The organism is Pseudomonas sp. SJZ077 (genome assembly GCF_007993905.1).
Lineage (GTDB): Bacteria > Pseudomonadota > Gammaproteobacteria > Pseudomonadales > Pseudomonadaceae > Aquipseudomonas > Aquipseudomonas mandelii.
In genome coordinates, this window is record NZ_VIUJ01000010.1 from 183,738 (window position 1) to 203,644 (window position 19,907).

The following is a 19,907-nucleotide window of genomic DNA, read 5'->3' on the forward strand; positions in this document are numbered from 1 at the left end:
CATCATCCAACGTGATCGCTACAGCTAGACTAGGGTGCGTATTCGATCCCGGCAAGCCAGCGCCCGTATTTTGCATGCACTTGCCGCAAACCTGACGCGGGCTGTCACTAATGCTGCTGTAAATGGCCATAAAGCTTGGCGTACAACCCACCTTCGGCAATCAGTTGCTGATGGTCACCATCCTCGGCAATTTGCCCGCCGTCGAACACCAGCACCCGATCAGCCTGTTTCACCGCCGACAACCGATGCGCAATGATCAGCGTGGTGCGGTTGCTCAAGAACCGCGCCAGCGCCAGGTGCAGGTTGTATTCGGTGGCAGCGTCCAGCGCCGAGGTGGCCTCGTCGAGAATCACCACCTTGGGTTCCGCCAGCACCATCCGCGCAATCGCCAGCCGTTGCCGCTGACCACCGGACAAGCGCACGCCAGAGCGTCCGACAATGCTGTCCAGACCATCAGGCAATTCTCGAACCGTTTGGTTCAGCTGGGCAATCTCCAGCGCTTGCCAGCAGGCCTCGTCGCTGCGCAGACGGCCCATCGTCAGATTGGCGCGTATCGTGTCATTGAACAGCGCGGGGTGTTGCAGGACCACGGCGACGTTTTCGCGCACGGTCTCCAGGCCGATCTCCTGCTGGGTCGAGCCACCGAAGCGGATGGTCCCGGCAAGGGGCGTGTACAACCCCAGCAGCAACTGCACCAGGGTGCTCTTGCCGCCACCGCTGGCACCGACAATCGCCACTTTTTCACCGGGGGCGATGGACAGGTCCATCTGGTTTAACACCAACTCGTCGCCGTATCCGAAACTCAAGCCCTGGACTTCGATGCCCACGGTGTCCCGCCCCTGAAACGGATCGACACCGCCGGGGTATTGCGGCTCATCGTCGCGGGCCAGCAACTCGTTGATCCGCGACAGCGCACCGCCGGCGGCGTAATAGGCGTATTGCAAATTGAGCAGTTGCTCGACCGGACCGATCATGAACCACAGGTAGCTGAACACCGCCAGCATCTGCCCGATGGACAAGTCGGAGAACAACACGGTGAGCATCGCCGCAGCGCGGAAAATATCGATGCCGAACTGGAACAGCAAGCCACTGGCACGGTTCGACGCATCGGTCTTCCACTGCGAGGTCACCGCATAATCGCGCACTTCCCGGGCCCGCTGCCCCAGACGCCCGAGGAAAAACCCCTGACGGTTGCCGGCACGCACTTCCTGGATCGAGTCGAGGGTTTCGGTCAGGGCCTGGGTAAAACGCGAGGTGCTGTCATTCTCGAGCTTCTTCAGGTGCTTGACCCGCTTGCCCAGTTGCACCGTGGCGTAGATCACCAGCGGATTGAACAACATGATCAAAAGCGCCAGCTTCCAGTGCATCCAGATCAGAATGCTTGCAGTGCCGACCAGCGTCAGCATCGCCACGAGGAATCGACTGAGTGTCTCGCCGACAAATTTGTCCAGCGTGTCCAGGTCCGTGACCAGGTGCGTGGTCACCGTGCCGCTGCCCAGGCTTTCGTATTCCCCCAGGGAAATACGCTTGAGCCGTTCGATCAGCCGTATGCGGATGCGATACACGATGTCTTTGGCCAGCGCCGCGAACAACTTCGCCTGCACCACGTTGAACAGCAAGGCGCCGCAGCGCAGCAACAAAGTCACCAGCAGCATCAGGCCGATGTAGCCCGCCGCTTTCTGCCAGCCTTCCGGCAACGCGTGGTTCATGATTTTCAGCGCGGAATCGCCATGCCCCAGCAGCACTTCGTCCACCAGCAACGGCAGCAGCAACGGAATCGGCACGCTGCACAGGGTGGCCAGCACCGCCACGCCATTGGCGATCCACAGGGATTTTTTATGGTGAAGGGCCAGCCGCCGGATTTCAGCCCAACTCAGCCGATCGACACGCTTGGGAGCTGGCGTGTCATCGGGCAGGTCATGCACAGGCAGCGCGCTCCAGCCAACGGCCGAGCAATGGCGACAATTCACTCAAGGGTTGATAGCCATTGGTCAGCAGCGCCAGTTGCCCGCTACGTTCGGCCAACAGCGTTGGGAATCCGGCGATGCCGAGGTCCTGGACCCAGGTGAAATCGGCAGCAGTCGCGGCGTGCTGATCGGCACGGTCGAACGCGGCCGCAAACTCGATGCGCGGCAGGCCGGCTTTCTCGGCCAACTCGACCAGGACACTGGCGTGGGTGACGTCTCGGCCTTCGGCATAGAACGCGTGCTGAATGAGGCCGAGCAGTTTCCACGCGCAATCCGGCGCCAGGCTACGCGCGGTCACCAACGCCCGGCAGGCAGGCTCGGTGTCGTAGACAAAACCGTCAGGCAATGCGCCTTCGGTCTTGAACGGTTGGCCGGTGGCCTGGGTCACGGCTTGCCAATGCTCAAGGATGTAGCGCCGGGTAGTCGGCTCCAATGCGGAGCCGCTGCCGGTGCGCAAGCCGCCCACCACCAGGTGCACGTCCACCCCTGCAGCCTGCGCCTGCTCGACCAGCGCGTTGGCGACGGGCGCAAAGCCCCAGCACCAGGAACACATCGGGTCCATCACATAGAGCAGGCGTTGGGCAGACATGGTTCAAGCCTCTGAAGGAGTTTGCTTGTAGTTGTAGCCGATCGGGTGAGGCAGGTTGCGCGCCTTGGCCAGTTCGATCTGCTTCTGCCGATCAATGGCGCTGCGACGGGTTTTCTCGCTCAGCGTATCCCAGCAATGCGGGCAACTGATGCCGGCCACATAATGCTCGGACGTGCGGTCTTCGACGCTTACCGGCGTACGACAGGCATGACATTGATCGTAGTCGCCTTCGCTGAGGTCATGGCGCACGGTCACGCGGTTGTCGAACACGAAGCAGTCGCCCTGCCATTTGGTTTCTTCCTGCGGCACCTCTTCAAGGTACTTCAGGATACCGCCCTTGAGGTGATAGACCTCGTCGAAACCCTGGCTGAGCATGTAGCTAGAGGCCTTCTCACAACGAATGCCGCCGGTGCAGAACATCGCGACTTTCTTGTGCACGGCCGGGTCGAAGTGGGCTTTGATGTAGTCGGGGAATTCGCGAAAACTGGTGGTTTTCGGGTCGATGGCGCCTTCGAAGGTGCCGATCGAAACCTCGTAGTCGTTGCGGGTGTCGATCAACAGCACTTCAGGGTCGCTGATCAGCGCATTCCAGTTCTGTGGATCGACGTAGGTGCCGACCTGTTTGTTCGGGTCCACGCCTTCGACGCCGAGGGTGACGATTTCTTTCTTGAGCTTGACCTTGGTGCGGTAGAACGGCTGGTCGTCGCAGTACGACTCTTTGTGGTCGATGTCGTCCATGCGCGGGTCGTTCTTGAGCCAGGCCATCAGCCCGTCTATGCCTTCGCGGCTGCCGGACACGGTGCCGTTGATGCCTTCTTCGGCGATCAGCAGCGTGCCCTTGATGCCATTGTCGACCATGGCTTGCAGCAGTGGCTCGCGCAGGGCAACGTAATCTTCCAGAGTGACGAACTTATACAGTGCCGCCACGACAATCTGTTGTGTCATGGGTGTTTCTCCAGGTGGCTACCCTCGCAAAGGGTGAACCGGAATAAAAAAAACGCGCCGGGTGAGCGGCGCGTTGGGCAGTCTATCAAAAATAAGTGCTTCTGTAGGAGCGGGGCTTGCCCGCGAAGGCGATCTTGAGGACGCCTTCGCAGGCAAGCCTTGCTCCTAGCTGCCGCCAGCACAGGTTGGCGAGGCCGGGGCCGCGTCGATCTGTGCCCATTCTTCAGGCGTGTAGGTATGCAGCGCCAACGCATGGAACTCGCCCATCAGCTCGCCGAGCGTACCGTAGACTTTCTGGTGACGCTTGACGCGGTTGAGCCCTTCAAACTGCTGGCTGACCACCACCGCCTTGAAGTGGGTCTGCAACCCACGGCTGTGCATGTGGCTTTCATCCAGCACTTGCAGATGCTCGGGCTGTAACAAGCCCAGCGTCGATTCGATGCGTTGTTGCATGGTCATACCGGGCTCCGCTTAAGGCTTTTTCTTGGCTGGAGCGGCGGCGCCTTTAGGCTCCAGCTCGGCAGTCATGTCAGCCAACAGCTTGTTGACCACAGGCACCGCGCTTTCCAGCTTGGCTTGAGTCATCTGGGCCGACTGCTGAGTCAGCTGCGGCATTTTTTCCAGGACTTTCTTGCCCAGTGGCGACTTGTAGAACGCGACCAGGTCTTTCAGCTCGGATTCGCTGAAGTTGGTGGTGTAGAGCTTGACCATGTCTGGCTTCAGCTTGTTCCAGCCAATGGCTGCGTCCAGAGCGGCGTTGGCCTTGGCTTGATAGGTTTCCAGCAGGGCTTTTTTCGATTCAGGGGCTTTGGTCTGTTCAAAGCGCTGAGCGAACATTTGCTGCACTTGCATGTACACCGGAGTGCCCAATTTGTCAGCGTGCGCCAGGGTCAGGAAAGCTTCGGCACTGGCGTTGTGGCTGGCGGTATCGGCAAAAACAGGGCCGCTGGCGCAAACCAGTGCAACCGCGGTACAGATGGCACGAAGACGAGTCATCGAGTTTCCTTTTCTAGCAGGCGAGGTAAAACCCCAAGGGCGACCATTCTGCGCCTAAAAAAGTGTGTCACTCAACCCCAAGCCTTGTCAGGCCTGAATTAGAGGGGGCGAACGGTCAAAAAACAGACTGATGGAACCACGGCCGGCGATCACGGCCTAAACTGCGCTATCGACCTACAGGAGTGTGCAAGATGAGCCGTATCGAAACCGACAGCCTTGGCCAGGTGGAAGTCCCGGATGAGGCCTACTGGGGTGCTCAAACGCAACGCTCGCTGATCAACTTCGCCATTGGCAACGAACGCATGCCCCTGGCCGTGCTGCACGCACTGGCCCTGATCAAGAAAGCCGCGGCGCGGGTCAATGACCGCAACGGCGACCTGCCCGCCGACATCGCCCGCCTGATCGAACAGGCCGCAGACGAAGTGCTCGACGGCAGCCACGACGACCAGTTCCCGCTGGTGGTCTGGCAGACCGGCAGCGGCACCCAGAGCAACATGAACGTCAACGAAGTGATCGCCGGCCGCGCCAACGAACTGGCCGGCAACCCGCGTGGTGGCAAGACCCCGGTTCACCCCAATGATCACGTCAACCGCTCGCAAAGCTCCAACGACTGCTTCCCGACCGCCATGCACATTGCCGCCGCCCAGGCAGTGCAGCAGCATTTGCTACCGGCAATCAGTGAACTCTCCGGCGGCCTGGCCGAGTTGGCGGCGCGGTATATGAAACTGGTCAAGACCGGCCGCACCCACATGATGGACGCCACGCCGATCACCTTCGGCCAGGAACTCTCGGCGTTCATCGCGCAACTGGATTACGCCGAACGGGCAATCCGCAGCGCACTGCCGGCGGTCTGTGAACTGGCGCAAGGCGGCACCGCGGTCGGCACCGGGCTGAACTCACCCCACGGTTTTGGTGAAGCGATCGCTGCGGAGTTGGCGGCCCTTTCCGGCCTGCCGTTCGTTACCGCGCCGAACAAGTTCGCCGCGCTGGCCGGCCATGAGCCGCTGACCACCCTGTCGGGCGCGCTGAAAACCCTCGCCGTGACCCTGATGAAAATCGCCAACGACTTGCGTCTGCTAGGTTCCGGGCCGCGTGCAGGTTTTGCCGAAGTGAAACTGCCGGCCAACGAACCGGGCAGCTCGATCATGCCGGGCAAGGTCAATCCGACCCAGTGTGAAGCGCTGTCGATGCTGGCGTGCCAAGTCCTGGGCAACGACGTCGCCATTGGTTTTGCGGCGAGTCAGGGGCACTTGCAACTGAACGTGTTCAAACCGGTGATCATCCACAACCTGCTGCAATCGATCCGCCTGCTGGGCGATGGCTGCAGCAACTTCCAGCAGCATTGCATCGCCGGCCTGGAACCGGACGCGGCGAAAATGGCCGAGCACCTGGAGCGTGGGCTGATGCTGGTGACCGCGCTGAACCCGCATATCGGCTACGACAAATCGGCGGAGATTGCCAAGAAGGCTTACAGCGAGGGGCTGACCTTGCGAGAGGCGGCATTGCAGCTGGGGTATCTGACGGATGAAGAGTTTGATGCGTGGGTAAGGCCGGAGAATATGTTGGAAGCGGGCGCCAAGGGCTGAGTGTGTAGCGCCTGACAGTCAGCCATCGCGAGCAGGCTCGCTCCCACAGGGGGCCGCATTCTTCTGATAGAACTCGGTTAAATGTGGGGGCGAGCCTGCTCGCGAAGAACGATAACGCGGTTCAACCTGCGGCTATCCGTACTCGCCGAGCCCTGAGCCCGGCAATCAACGAAGGCCCCAACGCCACCAACGCCGACCCCACCACCACCAACACCGCCCCGCCATACCCCAGGCCATTGATCGTCTCGGCATGCACATATTCCGGCCATGCCCACGCGGCCACGGCCACTGCGCCAAACGTCACCAACGGTGTTATCGCCAGCGTCGCACTCACCCGCGAAGCTTCCCAATGGGCCAGCGCTTCGGCAAAGGCGCCATAAGCGATCAAGGTGTTCATGCAGCACGCCAGCAATAACCAGCCTTGCAACGGGTTCAACTGCAGCGCCTCCAGCGGATGCACCCAAGGCGTCAGCAACAGCGCGCAGAACAGGTAGATCACCATCATCACCTGCAACGAATTCCACACCGTCAGCAGTTGCTTCTGCCCCAGTGCGTAAAACGTCCAGACCGTCGAAGCCAGCAGCACCAGCAACACGCCGGCGGTGTAATCGGTCAGCGAGGTCAACAGCTCGGCCAGACGTTGATTAAAGAACAGCGCAAAACCGATCAGCAGCACCAGCAGACCAATCCCCTGCCCCACACTGAACCGTTCCTTGAACACAAACAGGCTGGCGATCAGCAACATGATCGGGCCCATCTGCACAACCAGTTGCGCGGTGCCGGGGCTGAGCAGGTTCAGGCCCATCAGGTACAACACGTAGTTGCCGACCAGGCCGAGCACCGCCATCAACACCAGCCAGCCACCGCGCGGGCCGAGGACTTTGCGACTGGGCAGGCGCCTGGTCGCTGCCAGATAAATGAACAGGCAGCCACCGGACACCGTCAGGCGAAACCAGGTCACCGTCACCGGGTCCATCACCAGCAGGACTTGCTTGAGTTTGATCGGCAGGATTCCCCACAGGACTGCGGTCAGCAAGGCCAGGAACAGACCGTAAACCCAGCGACCGGATGAAATGTGCATGCGAACCCCAAAGCCAGATGGCAAGAAACACCATTCTAGGCGCAGACCTCGGCGCGACACAGGGACAGTTGGCGACGGGCCGCGAATGAAACTGTGCAGGTCGCACCATTAATCTGGCGAAGTGCCGCCGATCAGTTGGTCAGGCACCGCAAGTGGTTCATGCATAAGCTCATTGGATCCACCGACCGGAACATCCCTCAGGAGACCGCCATGTACGGCAAGCGCGCCCAGGACACCGCCCCCGCCACGCACTTTCGTTGCGACCGGGTGTGTCGTGTGAATGGAGAACTTTTTTTCAGCACCCGGGAAAACACGCTGGAGGGGCCGTTTGATAATCCGCAGGCGGCTGCGCGGGAGATTCAGGCTTACATCGCGCGGATGCAGCTTGTGAGTCTAGATCGATAGACCGAGGTGCTGCCATCGCGAGCAGGCTCGCTCCCACAGGGTTCTGATGGCGTGCCATAGATCCAATGAGGGAGCGAGCCTGCTCGCGATAGCGGTCAATCAGGCAATAGAAGTCTTGCGGACTTAGCGCACCGCTTCGAACAACCCCGTCGCCCCCATCCCGCCACCCACGCACATGGTGACCACGCCATACCGCAAGTTGCGCCGCTGCAACTCACGCACAATGTGCCCGACCTGACGCGAGCCGGTCATGCCGAACGGGTGGCCGATGGAAATCGAGCCGCCATTGACGTTGTACTTGTCGTTATCGATTTCCAGGCGATTGCGGCTGTACAGGCACTGCGACGCAAACGCTTCGTTGAGCTCCCACAGATCAATGTCAGCCACCCGCAAACCCTTGGCCTTGAGCAATTTCGGCACCGAGAACACCGGACCGATGCCCATCTCGTCCGGTTCGCACCCGGCTACCGTGAAACCACGGAAGAACGCCTTGGGCTTGAGACCCAGCGCCAGGGCTTTTTCCAGACTCATGACCAGCGTCATCGAAGCGCCATCGGACAGCTGCGACGAGTTACCCGCCGTGACCGAACCGTCTTCGGCAAATACCGGTTTCAGCCCGGCCAGGCTTTCCAGCGTGGTGTCCGGGCGGTTGCAGTCGTCGCGGTCGACGATCCCGTCGAGGATCTGCACCTGGCCGGTGACCTTGTCTTCAACCCGATACTTCACCGCCATCGGCACGATTTCATCATCGAACAAACCAGCGGCCTGAGCCTGGGCCGTACGCAGCTGACTCTGCAGGGCGTAGAGATCCTGTTCCTGGCGACTGACGTCGTAACGACGTGCAACGATTTCAGCAGTCTGGCCCATCGGGAAATACAGGCCCGGCACCTGCTCTTTCAGAAGCGGGTTGATCAGGTGGTCGGTGTTGACGCTTTTCATGGTCAGGCTGATCGACTCGACGCCACCGGCCACGATGATGTCGCTGCAGCCCGACGCGATCTGGTTGGCGGCGATGGCGATGGCCTGCAAGCCCGACGAGCAGAAACGGTTGAGAGTCATGCCTGCGGTGCCGATACCCAGGCGTGACAACACCGCGACGTTGCGACCGATGTTGTAGCCCTGGGCGCCTTCGTTGGAGCCCGCACCGACGATGCAATCCTCGACACTGGCCGGGTCGATGCCTGTGCGCGCCAACAAGGCATCGACGCAATGCGCCGCCATGTCATCCGGACGGGTCTGGTTGAACTTGCCGCGAAAGGATTTGGCCAGGCCGGTCCGCACGCTGTCGACGATCACCACTTCACGCATGGCATACCTCATTGTTGTTATCGGTTGGGAGTGGACCGAGCATAAGTCCACCCCATAACCGACCGCGACAATCATTCACCCCGCGTATGCGTAACCATCGGCTCACGACTTGCGTTTTTTGGCCTTCTTGTCGTGCTTGTCGGATTTTTCGAACGCGGCTTCCAGCGCCAGGTTGATCGTGCGCAGGACCTTGACCCGAGCCCAGCGCTTGTCATTGGCCTCCACCAGCGTCCATGGCGAGATTTCCGTGCTGGTGCGGTCAACCATGTCGCCGACGGCCGCGCGGTAAGCGTCCCACTTGTCCCGATTGCGCCAGTCGTCTTCAGTGATCTTGAAACGCTTGAAGGGAATGTCTTCACGGGATTCGAAACGCTCCAGTTGCGTTTCCTTGTCGATGGCCAGCCAGAACTTGACCACGATGACGCCCGATTCGGAAATCTGCTCTTCGAAGTCGTTAATCTCGCTGTAGGCCCGCAGCCAGTCGGCGGGCGGACAGAGTTCTTCGACGCGCTCGACCAATACCCGGCCATACCACGAGCGATCGAATACGGTGAATTTGCCCTTGGCCGGAATGTGCCGCCAAAAGCGCCACAAATACGGTTGCGCCCGTTCTTCCTCGGTGGGCGCGGCAATCGGCACGATGCTGTACTGACGTGGATCGAGCGCCGCGGCCACGCGCCGGATTGCACCGCCCTTGCCCGCCGCGTCATTGCCTTCGAACACAGCGATCAAGGCGAATTGGCGCATGCGTTTGTCACGCATCAGGCCCGAGAATCGCGCCTGCTCGGTAATCAGTTGTTCTTCGTAATCTTCCTTGTCCAGACGCTGGCTCAAGTCGAGGCTGTCAAGCAGGTTGAGCTGATCGACATGGATCGGCAGCGGCGCAGCGTTGACCTTGGCGGGATGGATTCTGGATCGTTTCAAGGCACTTTGCAGGCCTTCGAGCAGGATCTTGCCCACCGCCAGACTGCGGTAATGCACATCCACGCCTTCAATCACGTGCCAAGGCGCATAGTCGCGGCTGGTGCGACGCAACACGCGCTCGCCGTACTTCACGAACTTGTCGTAAGTCCGGGATTGTTGCCAGTCCAGCGGACTGATGCGCCAGCTGTGCAAAGGGTCGTCGGCGAGCGCCTTGAGGCGCGCCTTCATCTGCTTCTTGGAGAGGTGAAACCAGAACTTGAAAATCAGCGCGCCTTCGTCGCAGAGCATCTTTTCAAAGCGCTCCGACTGGTTGATCGCCTGATCCAGCACCGCGTCCTTGAACAGTCCATGGACCCGGCCCTGGAGCATCTGGCTGTACCAGTTGCCGAAGAAAATCCCCATGCGCCCCTTGGCCGGGAGCATCCGCCAGTAGCGCCAGGCCGGAGGTCGCGCCAGCTCTTCATCGGTCTGCTGATCGAAAGTGCGGACTTCGATAAGACGCGGGTCCATCCACTCGTTGAGCAACTTGACCGTCTCGCCCTTCCCGGCGCCTTCGATGCCGTTGATCAGGACGATCACCGGAAAGCGCTTTTGCTGTTGAAGTTCGAACTGCGCTTCGAGCAACGCTTCACGCAGTGCCGGTTCTTCAGCGTCGTAGGTTTCTTTGTCGATGGCGTGACCGATTTCAGCAGATTCGAACATGGACGACTCCCTTTCCTGATTGCGCCAAGACTAGCGGATTGGGCTGTCCGTCATCACAGAAAATTCCTTGCCGGTCGGCTTTTTGTGGCGATTGCCTGTGGCACCACTACCCGACACTGCCATGGATCAGGCATCACCACCTCGATCGGCTAGAATGGCCGCCTTGCCGTTGCCGAGCCTGCCATGAAACCTGTATTGCCTCACGCCCAACTCGACTGGGACGACCAGGGTCGCCCGTATTCGCGGGTGTTCGACGATGTCTATTTTTCGGACAAGTCAGGCCTTGAAGAAACCCGCTACGTATTTCTCGAACAGAACGGTTTGCGTGAACGCTTCGCCGCGTTGCCCGACGGCGGTCGACTGGTCATTGGCGAAACCGGTTTCGGTACCGGACTTAACTTCCTCTGCGCCTGGCAGTTGTTCGAACAGCACGCCGTGGCCGGTGCGCGCCTGCACTTTATCAGTGTCGAAAAGTACCCGCTGAGCCAGCCAGACCTGCAGCGTGCGCTGGCTTTGTGGCCGGAGCTCAAGCCGTTTGCCGATCAATTGCTGGCGCAATACGTGGCGATCCATCAAGGCTTCCAGCGAATGGTCTTGGACAACGGTCGTGTGACCCTGACGTTGCTGATCGGTGATGCGCTGGAGCAATTGCCGCAACTGGACGCGCAGATTGATGCGTGGTTTCTCGACGGTTTTGCCCCGGCGAAAAATCCCGACATGTGGACCGCCGAGTTGTTTGCCGAACTGGCTCGATTGGCAGCGCCCGGCTCGACCATTAGCACGTTCACCAGCACCGGTTGGGTGCGCCGTCTGTTGAACGCGGCGGGCTTCAAGATGAAGCGCACGCCCGGCATCGGTCACAAATGGGAAATCCTGCGCGGTGTGTTTCTGGGCTGGCCTGCAGAAACCTCCACGCCTGTCATTGCGAAACCCTGGTTTGCCCGCCCAACGCCGTTGACCGGCGAACGTCACGCTTTGGTGATTGGCGCAGGACTGGCCGGTTGCGCCACCGCCGCCAGCCTGGCGGCACGGGGCTGGCAAGTCAGTTTGCTGGAGCGCCACGATGCGCTGGCACAGGAAGCGTCGGGCAATCCCCAGGGCGTGTTGTACCTCAAGCTCTCGGCCCATGGCACGGCCTTGTCACAGTTGATTGTCAGTGGTTTCGGTCACACCCGGCGTTTGCTTGAGCACTTGCACCGAGGCGTCGACTGGGACGATTGCGGTGTGCTGCAACTGGCCTTCAACGCCAAGGAAGCCGAACGTCAGGCACAACTGGCGGCGGCGTTTCCCGAGGATTTGCTGCACACACTCGATCAGCAACACGCGCAGATCCGCGCGGGCATCGCGTTGCAATCGGGTGGCCTGTTTTACCCCGAAGGCGGTTGGGTGCATCCGCCCGCCCTGTGCGCATGGCAAGCGGCGCATCCGAGTATCCGGTTCCTGCCCCATCACGATGTACTGGAACTGCGTCGTGCCGAAGGGCAATGGCAAGCGTGGGAGGGTCACAGGCTGCTGGCCAACGCAGCGGTGGTGGTGCTGGCCGGCGCCGCCGAGATCAAGCGTTTCGACTTCAGCAGCGACTTGCCGCTCAAACGGATTCGTGGACAGATCACCCGCCTGCCCCAAACACCTGCAAGCCAGAGCCTGAGCACCGTGGTATGTGCCGAAGGTTATGTCGCGCCGGCCCGCCTGGGTGAACACACCCTGGGTGCCAGTTTTGATTTCAACAACGACGACCTGACGCCCACCACGGCCGAGCATGCCGGCAACCTGCAGATGCTCGAAGAAATCTCGGTGGATCTGGTCGCCCGACTCGGCGCAGAGGCCCTGCGACCCGAGGCACTTGAAGGTCGCGCGGCGTTCCGCTGCACCAGCCCCGACTACCTGCCAATTGTCGGCCCTTTGTCTGATCGCCAGGCCTTCGCCGACGCCTACATCGCCCTGAGCAAGGACGCCCGGCAAACGCCAGACACCCCATGTCCATGGCTGGACGGTTTGTACGTCAACAGCGGCCACGGCTCACGAGGGCTGATTACCGCGCCGTTGTCAGGCGAGTTGCTCGCGGCCTGGCTCGACAACGAACCGCTGCCATTACCCAGAGCCGTGGCCGAGGCGTGCCATCCGAATCGTTTCGCCTTGCGGCGCCTGATTCGGGGTAAATGAATCCGCATTCTGACGGTTTAATCGATCGATCTATCGCGTGCGGACCGGCGTTTTCGGCTGAAGGCGCCTCCCTGCACATTCCCCCTTATTACTTATCGATCTAAAACTCCCACGATCCCACCGGGTCAGTTTCTGAGTACCCGCCGTTTTTGGCGGGTATCGATTGACCCTCCCCAACGGAAAAACCGGTAAGGACTTTATGTGCGGATTAGCTGGCGAGTTACGCTTTGATCATCAACCTGCGGACCTTGCAGCCGTTGAACGAATCACCCATCACCTGGCCCCTCGTGGCCCTGACGCGTGGGGCTTCCACAGCCAGGGGCCGATTGCCCTGGGCCACCGTCGCCTGAAAATCATGGACCTGTCGGACGGCTCGGCGCAGCCGATGGTCGACAACCAATTGGGTTTGTCCCTGGCCTTCAATGGCGCGATCTACAACTTCCCGGAACTGCGCACCGAACTGGAAAGCCTCGGTTATGCCTTCTATTCCGGTGGTGACACCGAGGTGCTGCTCAAGGGTTATCACGCCTGGGGCGAGGCACTGCTGCCGAAACTCAATGGCATGTTCGCCTTCGCGATCTGGGAACGCGACGCCAAGCGCCTGTTTATCGCGCGTGACCGTCTCGGCGTGAAGCCGCTGTACCTGTCGCGCACCGGGCAGCGCCTGCGCTTTGCCTCGGCCCTGCCGGCGTTGCTCAAGGGCGGCGACATCAACCCGATCCTCGATCCGGTGGCACTCAATCACTATCTGAATTTCCACGCCGTGGTCCCGGCACCGCGTACCTTGCTGGCCGGCATCGAAAAACTGCCACCGGCAACCTGGATGCGCATCGAAGTGGACGGCACCACTGAGCAGAAAACCTGGTGGACCCTGCCTTACGGCCCACACGCCGACGAGATGAACCTGACGCTCGAAGACTGGCGTGACCGTGTACTCGACAGCACCCGCGACGCGGTGGCGATCCGTCAACGTGCGGCCGTGGACGTCGGCGTACTGCTGTCGGGCGGTGTCGATTCGAGCATGCTGGTGGGTCTGTTGCGTGAAGTCGGCGTGGAAAACCTGTCGACCTTCTCTATCGGTTTCCAGGATGCCGGCGGCGAACGTGGTGATGAGTTCCAGTACTCGGACTTGATCGCCAAACACTACAACACGCAGCACCATCAACTGCGCATCGACGAGAAAGAGATCATCGAACAACTGCCCGCGGCGTTCCGCGCCATGAGCGAGCCGATGGTCAGCCATGACTGCATCGCCTTCTACCTGCTGTCACGGGAAGTGGCCAAGCATTGCAAAGTGGTGCAGAGCGGCCAAGGCGCGGACGAGTTGTTCGCCGGCTATCACTGGTACCCACAAGTCGATGGCGCCGCCGATCCGTACGCGGCCTATCGCGACGCGTTCTTCGATCGCAGCTACGAGGATTACGCCGCCACCGTGCAACCGAAATGGCTGACGGCCAATGACGCGGCCGGTGACTTCGTGAAGGAACATTTCGCACAGCCCGGCGCCGAGGCGGCGGTGGATAAAGCCCTGCGTCTGGACAGCACGATCATGTTGGTGGACGACCCGGTCAAACGTGTCGACAACATGACCATGGCCTGGGGCCTGGAAGCGCGCACACCGTTTCTCGACTATCGCCTGGTGGAATTGTCGGCCCGGGTGCCGGGCAAATTCAAACTGCCGGACGGTGGCAAGCAAGTCTTGAAAGAGGCTGCTCGACTGGTCATTCCAAGCGAAGTGATTGACCGCAAGAAAGGTTACTTTCCGGTGCCGGGCCTCAAGCATTTGCAGGGCGATACGCTGAACTGGGTGCGCGAACTGCTGCTCGATCCAAGCCAGGATCGCGGCCTGTTCAACCCGGCCATGCTCGACCGCCTGCTGACCGATCCGCAAGGCCAGCTGACCCCGTTGCGCGGCTCCAAGCTGTGGCAATTGGCGGCGCTGAACCTGTGGCTCAGTGAACAAGGAATCTGATCGATGAAACCCCACGCCACGGCTTACAGCCAACGCTTGTTGCGCGGTCAGTCCCCCTCCTATGAACGTTTGCAGGCACGGCTGGCCGAAGACGGCAGTGAACTGGGCGCGGCGCCGATTGCGGTGCATTGCGGCTGGGGCCGGTTGCTGATCGGCCATACCTTCCCGGACGCGGCGAGCCTGGCGCAAGAGTTGCTCAACGAGCAGCCCGGTGAGCGCGACATCGCATTGTACGTGGCCGCCCCCCAGCAAGTTTTGGGGCTGGAACCGGCGCAACTGTTCCTCGACCCTTCCGACACCTTGCGTTTGTGGTTCAGCGATTACCGTCAGTCAACCCGGGTGTTTCGCGGCTTTCGCATTCGCCGGGCGCAAAGCGAGACTGATTGGCAGGCGATCAATCAGCTGTACCAGGCGCGCGGCATGTTGCCCATTGATGCGAATTTGCTGACGCCGCGACATCAGGGCGGCCCGGTGTATTGGCTGGCCGAAGATGAAGACAGCGGCGCGATCATCGGCAGCGTCATGGGCCTCAACCATCACAAGGCGTTCAACGACCCGGAGAACGGCAGCAGCCTGTGGTGCCTGGCGGTCGATCCGCACTGTTCGCGGCCCGGCGTCGGTGAAGTGCTGGTGCGGCATTTGATCGAGCACTTCATGAGCCGTGGGCTGAGTTACCTGGACCTGTCGGTGTTGCACGACAACCGCCAGGCGAAAAGTCTCTACGCCAAACTGGGGTTTCGCAACCTGTCGACCTTCGCCATCAAGCGCAAGAACGGCATCAACCAGCCGCTGTTTCTGGGTCCTGGGCCTGAGGCCGATTTCAACCCCTATGCGCGGATCATTGTCGAGGAAGCCCATCGACGCGGCATCGATGTGCACGTCGATAATGCCGACGCCGGGATGTTCACCCTCAGCCATGGCGGACGCCGGGTGCGTTGCCGCGAATCCCTGAGCGACCTGACCAGCGCCATCAGCATGAGCCTGTGCCAGGACAAAAGCCTGACGCACAAAGTGCTCAAGGCCGCCGGTTTGAACCTGCCCTCGCAGCAGCTGGCCGGCAACGCCGACGACAACCTGGCGTTTCTCGACGAGCACGAGCGGGTGGTGGTCAAGCCTTTGGATGGTGAGCAAGGTCAAGGCGTCGCGGTGGATTTGCGGACAATTGAAGAGGTCCAGCAAGCCATCGAATCAGCCCGGCAGTTCGACAGCCGCGTGCTGCTGGAAAGTTTCCACGAAGGTCTCGATTTACGCATTGTGGTGATCGGTTTCGAGGTGGTCGCCGCGGCGATTCGCCGGCCTGCGGAGGTGGTGGGCGATGGTCAGCATTCCATCGGCGCGCTGATCGAAGCGCAGAGTCGGCGTCGGCAGGCGGCCACCAGCGGTGAAAGCAAAATCCCGCTGGACCATGAGACCGAGCGCACGCTGCAGGCGGCGGGTTATGACTACAACAGTATTCTGCCGGCCGGCGAGCATCTGTTCGTCAGGCGTACGGCAAATCTGCATACCGGTGGCGTTCTGGAGGATGTCACGGCGATCTTGCATCCGACCCTGATCGATGCCGCCGTACGGGCTGCGCGGGCGCTGGACATTCCCATGGTCGGGCTCGACCTGATGGTGCCTGCCGCCGATCAACCGGAATACGTGTTTATCGAAGCCAACGAACGCGCCGGGCTGGCCAACCATGAACCGCAGCCGACGGCAGAGCGGTTTGTGGATTTGCTGTTTCCGCACAGTCAGCCGGTAGTTTCCTAGTCATGTGTCGGCTGGACTGACGCCTTTGCGGGCAAGCCTCGCTCCTACAAAAAAAAGCGTAGTACCTGTAGGAGCGAATCTTGCTCGCGAAGGCGCCAGGTCAGGCACCCAACTTTTCCCTCATCGAAACCATCGATGTTCTTTACTCATCAGGAGTTTCCATGACCAGCAAAATTCCCGAACCGGATCTCAATTACCTGCAAAAAGTCCTGCTGGAAATGCTCGCCATTCCCAGCCCGACCGGCTTTACCGACACCATCGTGCGGTACGTCGCCGAACGCCTTGAAGAATTGGGCATTCCCTTTGAGATGACCCGGCGCGGCACCATCCGCGCCACGCTCAAGGGCAAGAAAAACAGCCCGGACCGTGCGGTCTCCGCTCACCTCGACACCATCGGCGCCGCGGTTCGCGCAGTGAAAGACAACGGTCGCCTGACCCTCGCCCCGGTCGGTTGCTGGTCCAGTCGTTTTGCCGAGGGCAGCCGCGTCAGCCTGTTCACCGACAACGGTGTGATTCGCGGCAGCGTGTTACCGCTGATGGCTTCCGGGCACGCATTCAACACCGCCGTAGATGAATTGCCGATCAGCTGGGATCACGTTGAGTTGCGTCTGGACGCTTACTGCGCCACCCGCGCCGACTGCGATTCCCTGGGGATCAGCGTGGGCGATTTCGTCGCCTTCGACCCGCTGCCGGAGTTCACCGAAAGCGGTCACATCAGCGCCCGTCACCTCGACGACAAGGCGGGTGTAGCGGCGCTGCTGGCGGCGATGAAAGCGATCATCGACAGCGGTGAGGAGTTGATGATCGATTGTCATCCGCTGTTCACCATCACCGAGGAAACCGGCAGCGGCGCGGCGGCTGCGTTGCCTTGGGACGTCAGCGAATTCGTCGGCATCGACATCGCGCCGGTTGCGCCCGGCCAGCATTCCAGCGAACACGCGGTGAGCGTGGCGATGCAGGATTCCGGCGGGCCTTACGACTATCACCTGTCGCGGCACTTGCTCAGGTTGGCCAGTGAAAACGAGTTGCCGGTGCGCCGCGACCTGTTTCGCTATTACTTCAGCGATGCGCATTCGGCGGTCACCGCCGGGCACGACATCCGCACCGCCCTGCTCGCCTTCGGCTGCGATGCCACTCACGGTTACGAGCGCACGCACATCGATAGCCTGGCGGCGCTGAGTCGTCTACTCGGCGCCTACATTCTGAGCCCGCCGGTATTTGCCAGTGATGCGCAGCCGGCAAAGGGCTCGCTGGACCGGTTCAGTCATCAAATCGAGCACGACACGCAGATGGAAAGCGATACGCGGGTGCCGTCGGTGGATAGTCTGGTGGGGCAACGAACAGACAGCTGACCCTGGCTTTTTCAGCGTCTGAGAGATCGCCTTCGCGGGCAAGCCTCGCTCCTACAGGTTATGTGTCGATGCGCGAAACCAGTAGGAGCGAGGCTTGCCCGCGAAGGCGGTGTATCAGGTACCACATCAGGTCCCGGGCTAGCCGCAACCGATCATTCGCCGTAGCATCGCGCCATTGTTTAGCCGAGGTGCCTATGCTGATTCCCTACGACCAACTTGAAGTCGACACCCTGACCCGCCTGATCGAGGACTTCGTGACCCGCGACGGTACGGACAATGGTGACGACACGCCGCTGGAAACCCGCGTATTGCGTGTTCGCCAGGCATTGACCAAGGGGCAGGCGCTGATCGTTTTTGATCCGGACAGCGAGCAATGCCAGTTGATGCTCAAGCACGATGTGCCCAAGCACCTGTTCGACTGAGGCGCTCAGCGTCTTTTGGTTTTCGCCAGTTTGACCTGGATGCGATCGTAGACCTCGGCCCGGTGCACATTGACGTTTTGTGGCGCTTCGACACCGAAGCGCACGCTGCCTCCGTTGACGGCGATGATGCGCACTGAAATGTTGTCACCGATGGAAATCATCTCGCCCACAACGCGACTGAGTACAAGCATGGCATTCATCCTTCAGGGTTACCGGCCCTCGAAGATGCCCGGCCCGCAGCCGCTCTTCAATGCAACAGCGGCAAATCAGTCCCGCCCTACAGCGCAGGAAGATGCCCCTTACGGAAACGTCTGACAAATCGTTTGAATGCCGCTTCAGGAAGCAGAGAAACGCGGGCCGAACAGAATCACACTGGCCCCGATCACGCACAGCGCCACGCCCAGCCAGTCTGAGCCCAGGGGACGAACTCGCTCGATCACCGCCAGCCAACCGATCGAGGCGACGATGTAAATGCCCCCATAGGCGGCATAGGCGCGACCGGCGTAAGTCGCCTCGACACGGGTCAGCAACAGCGCGAACAACGTCAGGCTGAGCAGCGCCGGCACCACCCACCACATGCTCTTACCTTGGCGCAGCCACATCCAGAAGGCGAAGCAGCCGGCGATTTCGAACAGCGCCGCAAGGAAAAACCACAGGTAATTGAGCATGCACACGTCTCGTAAGGATGACCGGTTGCGGCCACCCTAACGACGGTGTTGCGCACGGGCAAGTTCAGCCTGCGTTTTGTTTGGCCTTGGCGCGCATTTTGTCGGCCATGGTGGTCATTTCGTTGTAAAGCAGTTGCGGGTTCTTCTGCTTGAGTGCCCAGGCCATGCGGCCCTGCTCGTGGGGCAGGATCATGAATTCACCGGCGGCGACGTGCTCATAGATGTAATCGGCAATGTCCGTCGCGGTGATCGGCGAACTCTCCAGCAGTTTGCCGACCTGGGCTTTCATGGCCGGAGTCGGGCCACGGAAGGAATCCAGCAGGTTGGTCTGGAAGAACGACGGGCAGACCACGTGCACGCCCACTTCCTGTTGCGCCAATTCGACCAGCAGGCTTTCGGACAGGGCCACTACGCCGGCCTTGGCCACGTTGTAGTTGCTCATGGCCGGGCCTTGCATGAGAGCGGCCATGGACGCGATGTTGATGATTTTGCCTTTGCTTTTTTCCAGCAGCGGCAGGAAGGCCTTGCAGCCCTTGACCACGCCCATCAGGTTGATCGCGATCTGCCAGTCCCAATCTTCCAGGGACAGTTCACTGAAGAACCCGCCCGAGGCCACGCCAGCGTTGTTGACGATGACATCGATGCCGCCAAGTTTCTCTTCGCAGGCCTGGGCGAAAGCGGTCAGTTGGCTGTAATCGCGCACATCGCAACGCTGGATAAAACCGTCGCCACCCGCTTCGCGAACCAGCTTCAGGGTTTCCTGCAGACCGGGTTCGCTGACGTCCGACAAGGCCAGCTGCCAGCCTTCACGCGCCCAGCGCAGCGCGATTTCGCGACCCAGGCCTGAGCCCGCGCCAGTGATCATCATGCGATTTTGCATAGCAAACAGCCTTGTTGTTCTGGGGAAGATGCGCTGAGTGTAGCGAAGGACATTGCGCGACCCACGCTCCATCAGATTGCTGAATGGTCCGAGCAAACCGAGGGAGCGCCGGAATCAACTAACACCGCCAAAAACGAAATAAGGCTTTCTTCGAAAAACATTAAAAAAACTTGGAATTTTCCGGCGTGCGCGACA

The 19,907-nt window shown here is 60.7% G+C and carries 18 protein-coding genes; 7 read left to right on the top strand and 11 right to left on the bottom strand.

Annotated elements, in window-relative coordinates; translation table 11 throughout:
• Window positions 1-107: 107 nt before the first annotated feature.
• The 5 genes from FBY01_RS17020 to FBY01_RS17040 all read right to left on the bottom strand — a co-directional run bounded on the left by FBY01_RS17020 (window position 108) and on the right by FBY01_RS17040 (window position 4,497).
• Window positions 108-1,925: an ABC transporter ATP-binding protein gene (locus FBY01_RS17020; RefSeq protein WP_145308689.1), complete on the bottom strand. Its 1,818-nt coding sequence runs from the start codon at window positions 1,923-1,925 to the stop codon at window positions 108-110.
• Entirely contained in the window at window positions 1,918-2,520 is a 603-nt protein-coding gene (locus tag FBY01_RS17025) for a DsbA family protein (RefSeq protein ID WP_169858238.1), read from the bottom strand. The genes FBY01_RS17020 and FBY01_RS17025 overlap by 8 nt, the downstream gene beginning before the upstream one ends.
• A gap of 39 nt (window positions 2,521-2,559) precedes the next feature.
• Window positions 2,560-3,501, bottom strand: a complete 942-nt coding sequence (locus tag FBY01_RS17030; RefSeq protein WP_010461707.1) for a rhodanese-related sulfurtransferase — start codon at window positions 3,499-3,501, stop codon at window positions 2,560-2,562.
• Window positions 3,502-3,666: 165 nt separating this feature from the next.
• A complete protein-coding gene (locus FBY01_RS17035; protein ID WP_010461708.1) occupies window positions 3,667-3,960 on the bottom strand; it encodes a BolA family transcriptional regulator in 294 nt (97 codons plus the stop codon).
• 12 nt (window positions 3,961-3,972) lie between these two features.
• Window positions 3,973-4,497 (bottom strand): DUF2059 domain-containing protein, encoded by a 525-nt coding sequence (locus tag FBY01_RS17040; protein WP_010461709.1) that lies wholly within the window; start codon window positions 4,495-4,497, stop codon window positions 3,973-3,975.
• Between the two features lie 191 nt (window positions 4,498-4,688).
• Here FBY01_RS17040 and FBY01_RS17045 point away from each other — a divergent pair, with 191 nt between their 5' ends.
• Window positions 4,689-6,083, top strand: a complete 1,395-nt coding sequence (locus FBY01_RS17045; protein WP_145308691.1) for a class II fumarate hydratase — start codon at window positions 4,689-4,691, stop codon at window positions 6,081-6,083.
• Window positions 6,084-6,204: 121 nt separating this feature from the next.
• Here the strand turns inward: FBY01_RS17045 and FBY01_RS17050 are convergent, their stop codons facing one another.
• Complete coding sequence (locus FBY01_RS17050; RefSeq protein ID WP_010461711.1) at window positions 6,205-7,164, bottom strand: DMT family transporter; 960 nt, start codon at window positions 7,162-7,164, stop codon at window positions 6,205-6,207.
• Window positions 7,165-7,374: 210 nt separating this feature from the next.
• On the opposite strand from FBY01_RS17050, the gene FBY01_RS17055 reads away from it, so the two are divergent.
• On the top strand, window positions 7,375-7,569 hold the full coding sequence (locus FBY01_RS17055) for a DUF6316 family protein (protein ID WP_042932915.1): 195 nt from the start codon (window positions 7,375-7,377) through the stop codon (window positions 7,567-7,569).
• Window positions 7,570-7,692: 123 nt separating this feature from the next.
• Here FBY01_RS17055 and FBY01_RS17060 read toward each other — a convergent pair whose 3' ends face one another.
• Window positions 7,693-8,877, bottom strand: coding sequence for a thiolase family protein (locus tag FBY01_RS17060; RefSeq protein ID WP_077747969.1), 1,185 nt, complete (start codon window positions 8,875-8,877; stop codon window positions 7,693-7,695).
• A 102-nt stretch (window positions 8,878-8,979) separates the two neighbouring features.
• Entirely contained in the window at window positions 8,980-10,503 is a 1,524-nt protein-coding gene (pap, locus tag FBY01_RS17065) for a polyphosphate:AMP phosphotransferase (RefSeq protein WP_077747970.1), read from the bottom strand.
• A gap of 183 nt (window positions 10,504-10,686) precedes the next feature.
• On the opposite strand from pap, the gene mnmC reads away from it, so the two are divergent.
• The 5 genes from mnmC (at window position 10,687) to FBY01_RS17090 (ending at window position 18,164) form a co-directional block, all read left to right on the top strand.
• Complete coding sequence (mnmC, locus tag FBY01_RS17070) at window positions 10,687-12,666, top strand: bifunctional tRNA (5-methylaminomethyl-2-thiouridine)(34)-methyltransferase MnmD/FAD-dependent 5-carboxymethylaminomethyl-2-thiouridine(34) oxidoreductase MnmC (protein WP_145308693.1); 1,980 nt, start codon at window positions 10,687-10,689, stop codon at window positions 12,664-12,666.
• Window positions 12,667-12,865: 199 nt separating this feature from the next.
• Window positions 12,866-14,638: an N-acetylglutaminylglutamine amidotransferase gene (locus tag FBY01_RS17075; RefSeq protein WP_145308711.1), complete on the top strand. Its 1,773-nt coding sequence runs from the start codon at window positions 12,866-12,868 to the stop codon at window positions 14,636-14,638.
• Between the two features lie 3 nt (window positions 14,639-14,641).
• Window positions 14,642-16,390 carry an N-acetylglutaminylglutamine synthetase gene (gene ngg, locus FBY01_RS17080; RefSeq protein WP_145308713.1) on the top strand — a complete coding sequence of 583 codons (1,749 nt, stop codon included), beginning with the start codon at window positions 14,642-14,644 and terminating at the stop codon, window positions 16,388-16,390.
• A gap of 161 nt (window positions 16,391-16,551) precedes the next feature.
• Window positions 16,552-17,742 carry an osmoprotectant NAGGN system M42 family peptidase gene (locus FBY01_RS17085; protein WP_010461749.1) on the top strand — a complete coding sequence of 397 codons (1,191 nt, stop codon included), beginning with the start codon at window positions 16,552-16,554 and terminating at the stop codon, window positions 17,740-17,742.
• A gap of 194 nt (window positions 17,743-17,936) precedes the next feature.
• Entirely contained in the window at window positions 17,937-18,164 is a 228-nt protein-coding gene (locus tag FBY01_RS17090; protein WP_010461751.1) for a YheU family protein, read from the top strand.
• 5 nt (window positions 18,165-18,169) lie between these two features.
• On the opposite strand, the gene csrA is transcribed toward FBY01_RS17090, so the two are convergent.
• The 3 genes from csrA to FBY01_RS17105 all read right to left on the bottom strand — a co-directional run bounded on the left by csrA (window position 18,170) and on the right by FBY01_RS17105 (window position 19,712).
• Window positions 18,170-18,355: a carbon storage regulator CsrA gene (csrA, locus tag FBY01_RS17095; RefSeq protein WP_010461752.1), complete on the bottom strand. Its 186-nt coding sequence runs from the start codon at window positions 18,353-18,355 to the stop codon at window positions 18,170-18,172.
• Window positions 18,356-18,499: 144 nt separating this feature from the next.
• Entirely contained in the window at window positions 18,500-18,832 is a 333-nt protein-coding gene (locus tag FBY01_RS17100) for a YnfA family protein (RefSeq protein WP_077747972.1), read from the bottom strand.
• Between the two features lie 64 nt (window positions 18,833-18,896).
• Window positions 18,897-19,712, bottom strand: a complete 816-nt coding sequence (locus tag FBY01_RS17105; protein WP_010461756.1) for an SDR family oxidoreductase — start codon at window positions 19,710-19,712, stop codon at window positions 18,897-18,899.
• Between the last annotated feature and the right edge of the window lie 195 nt (window positions 19,713-19,907).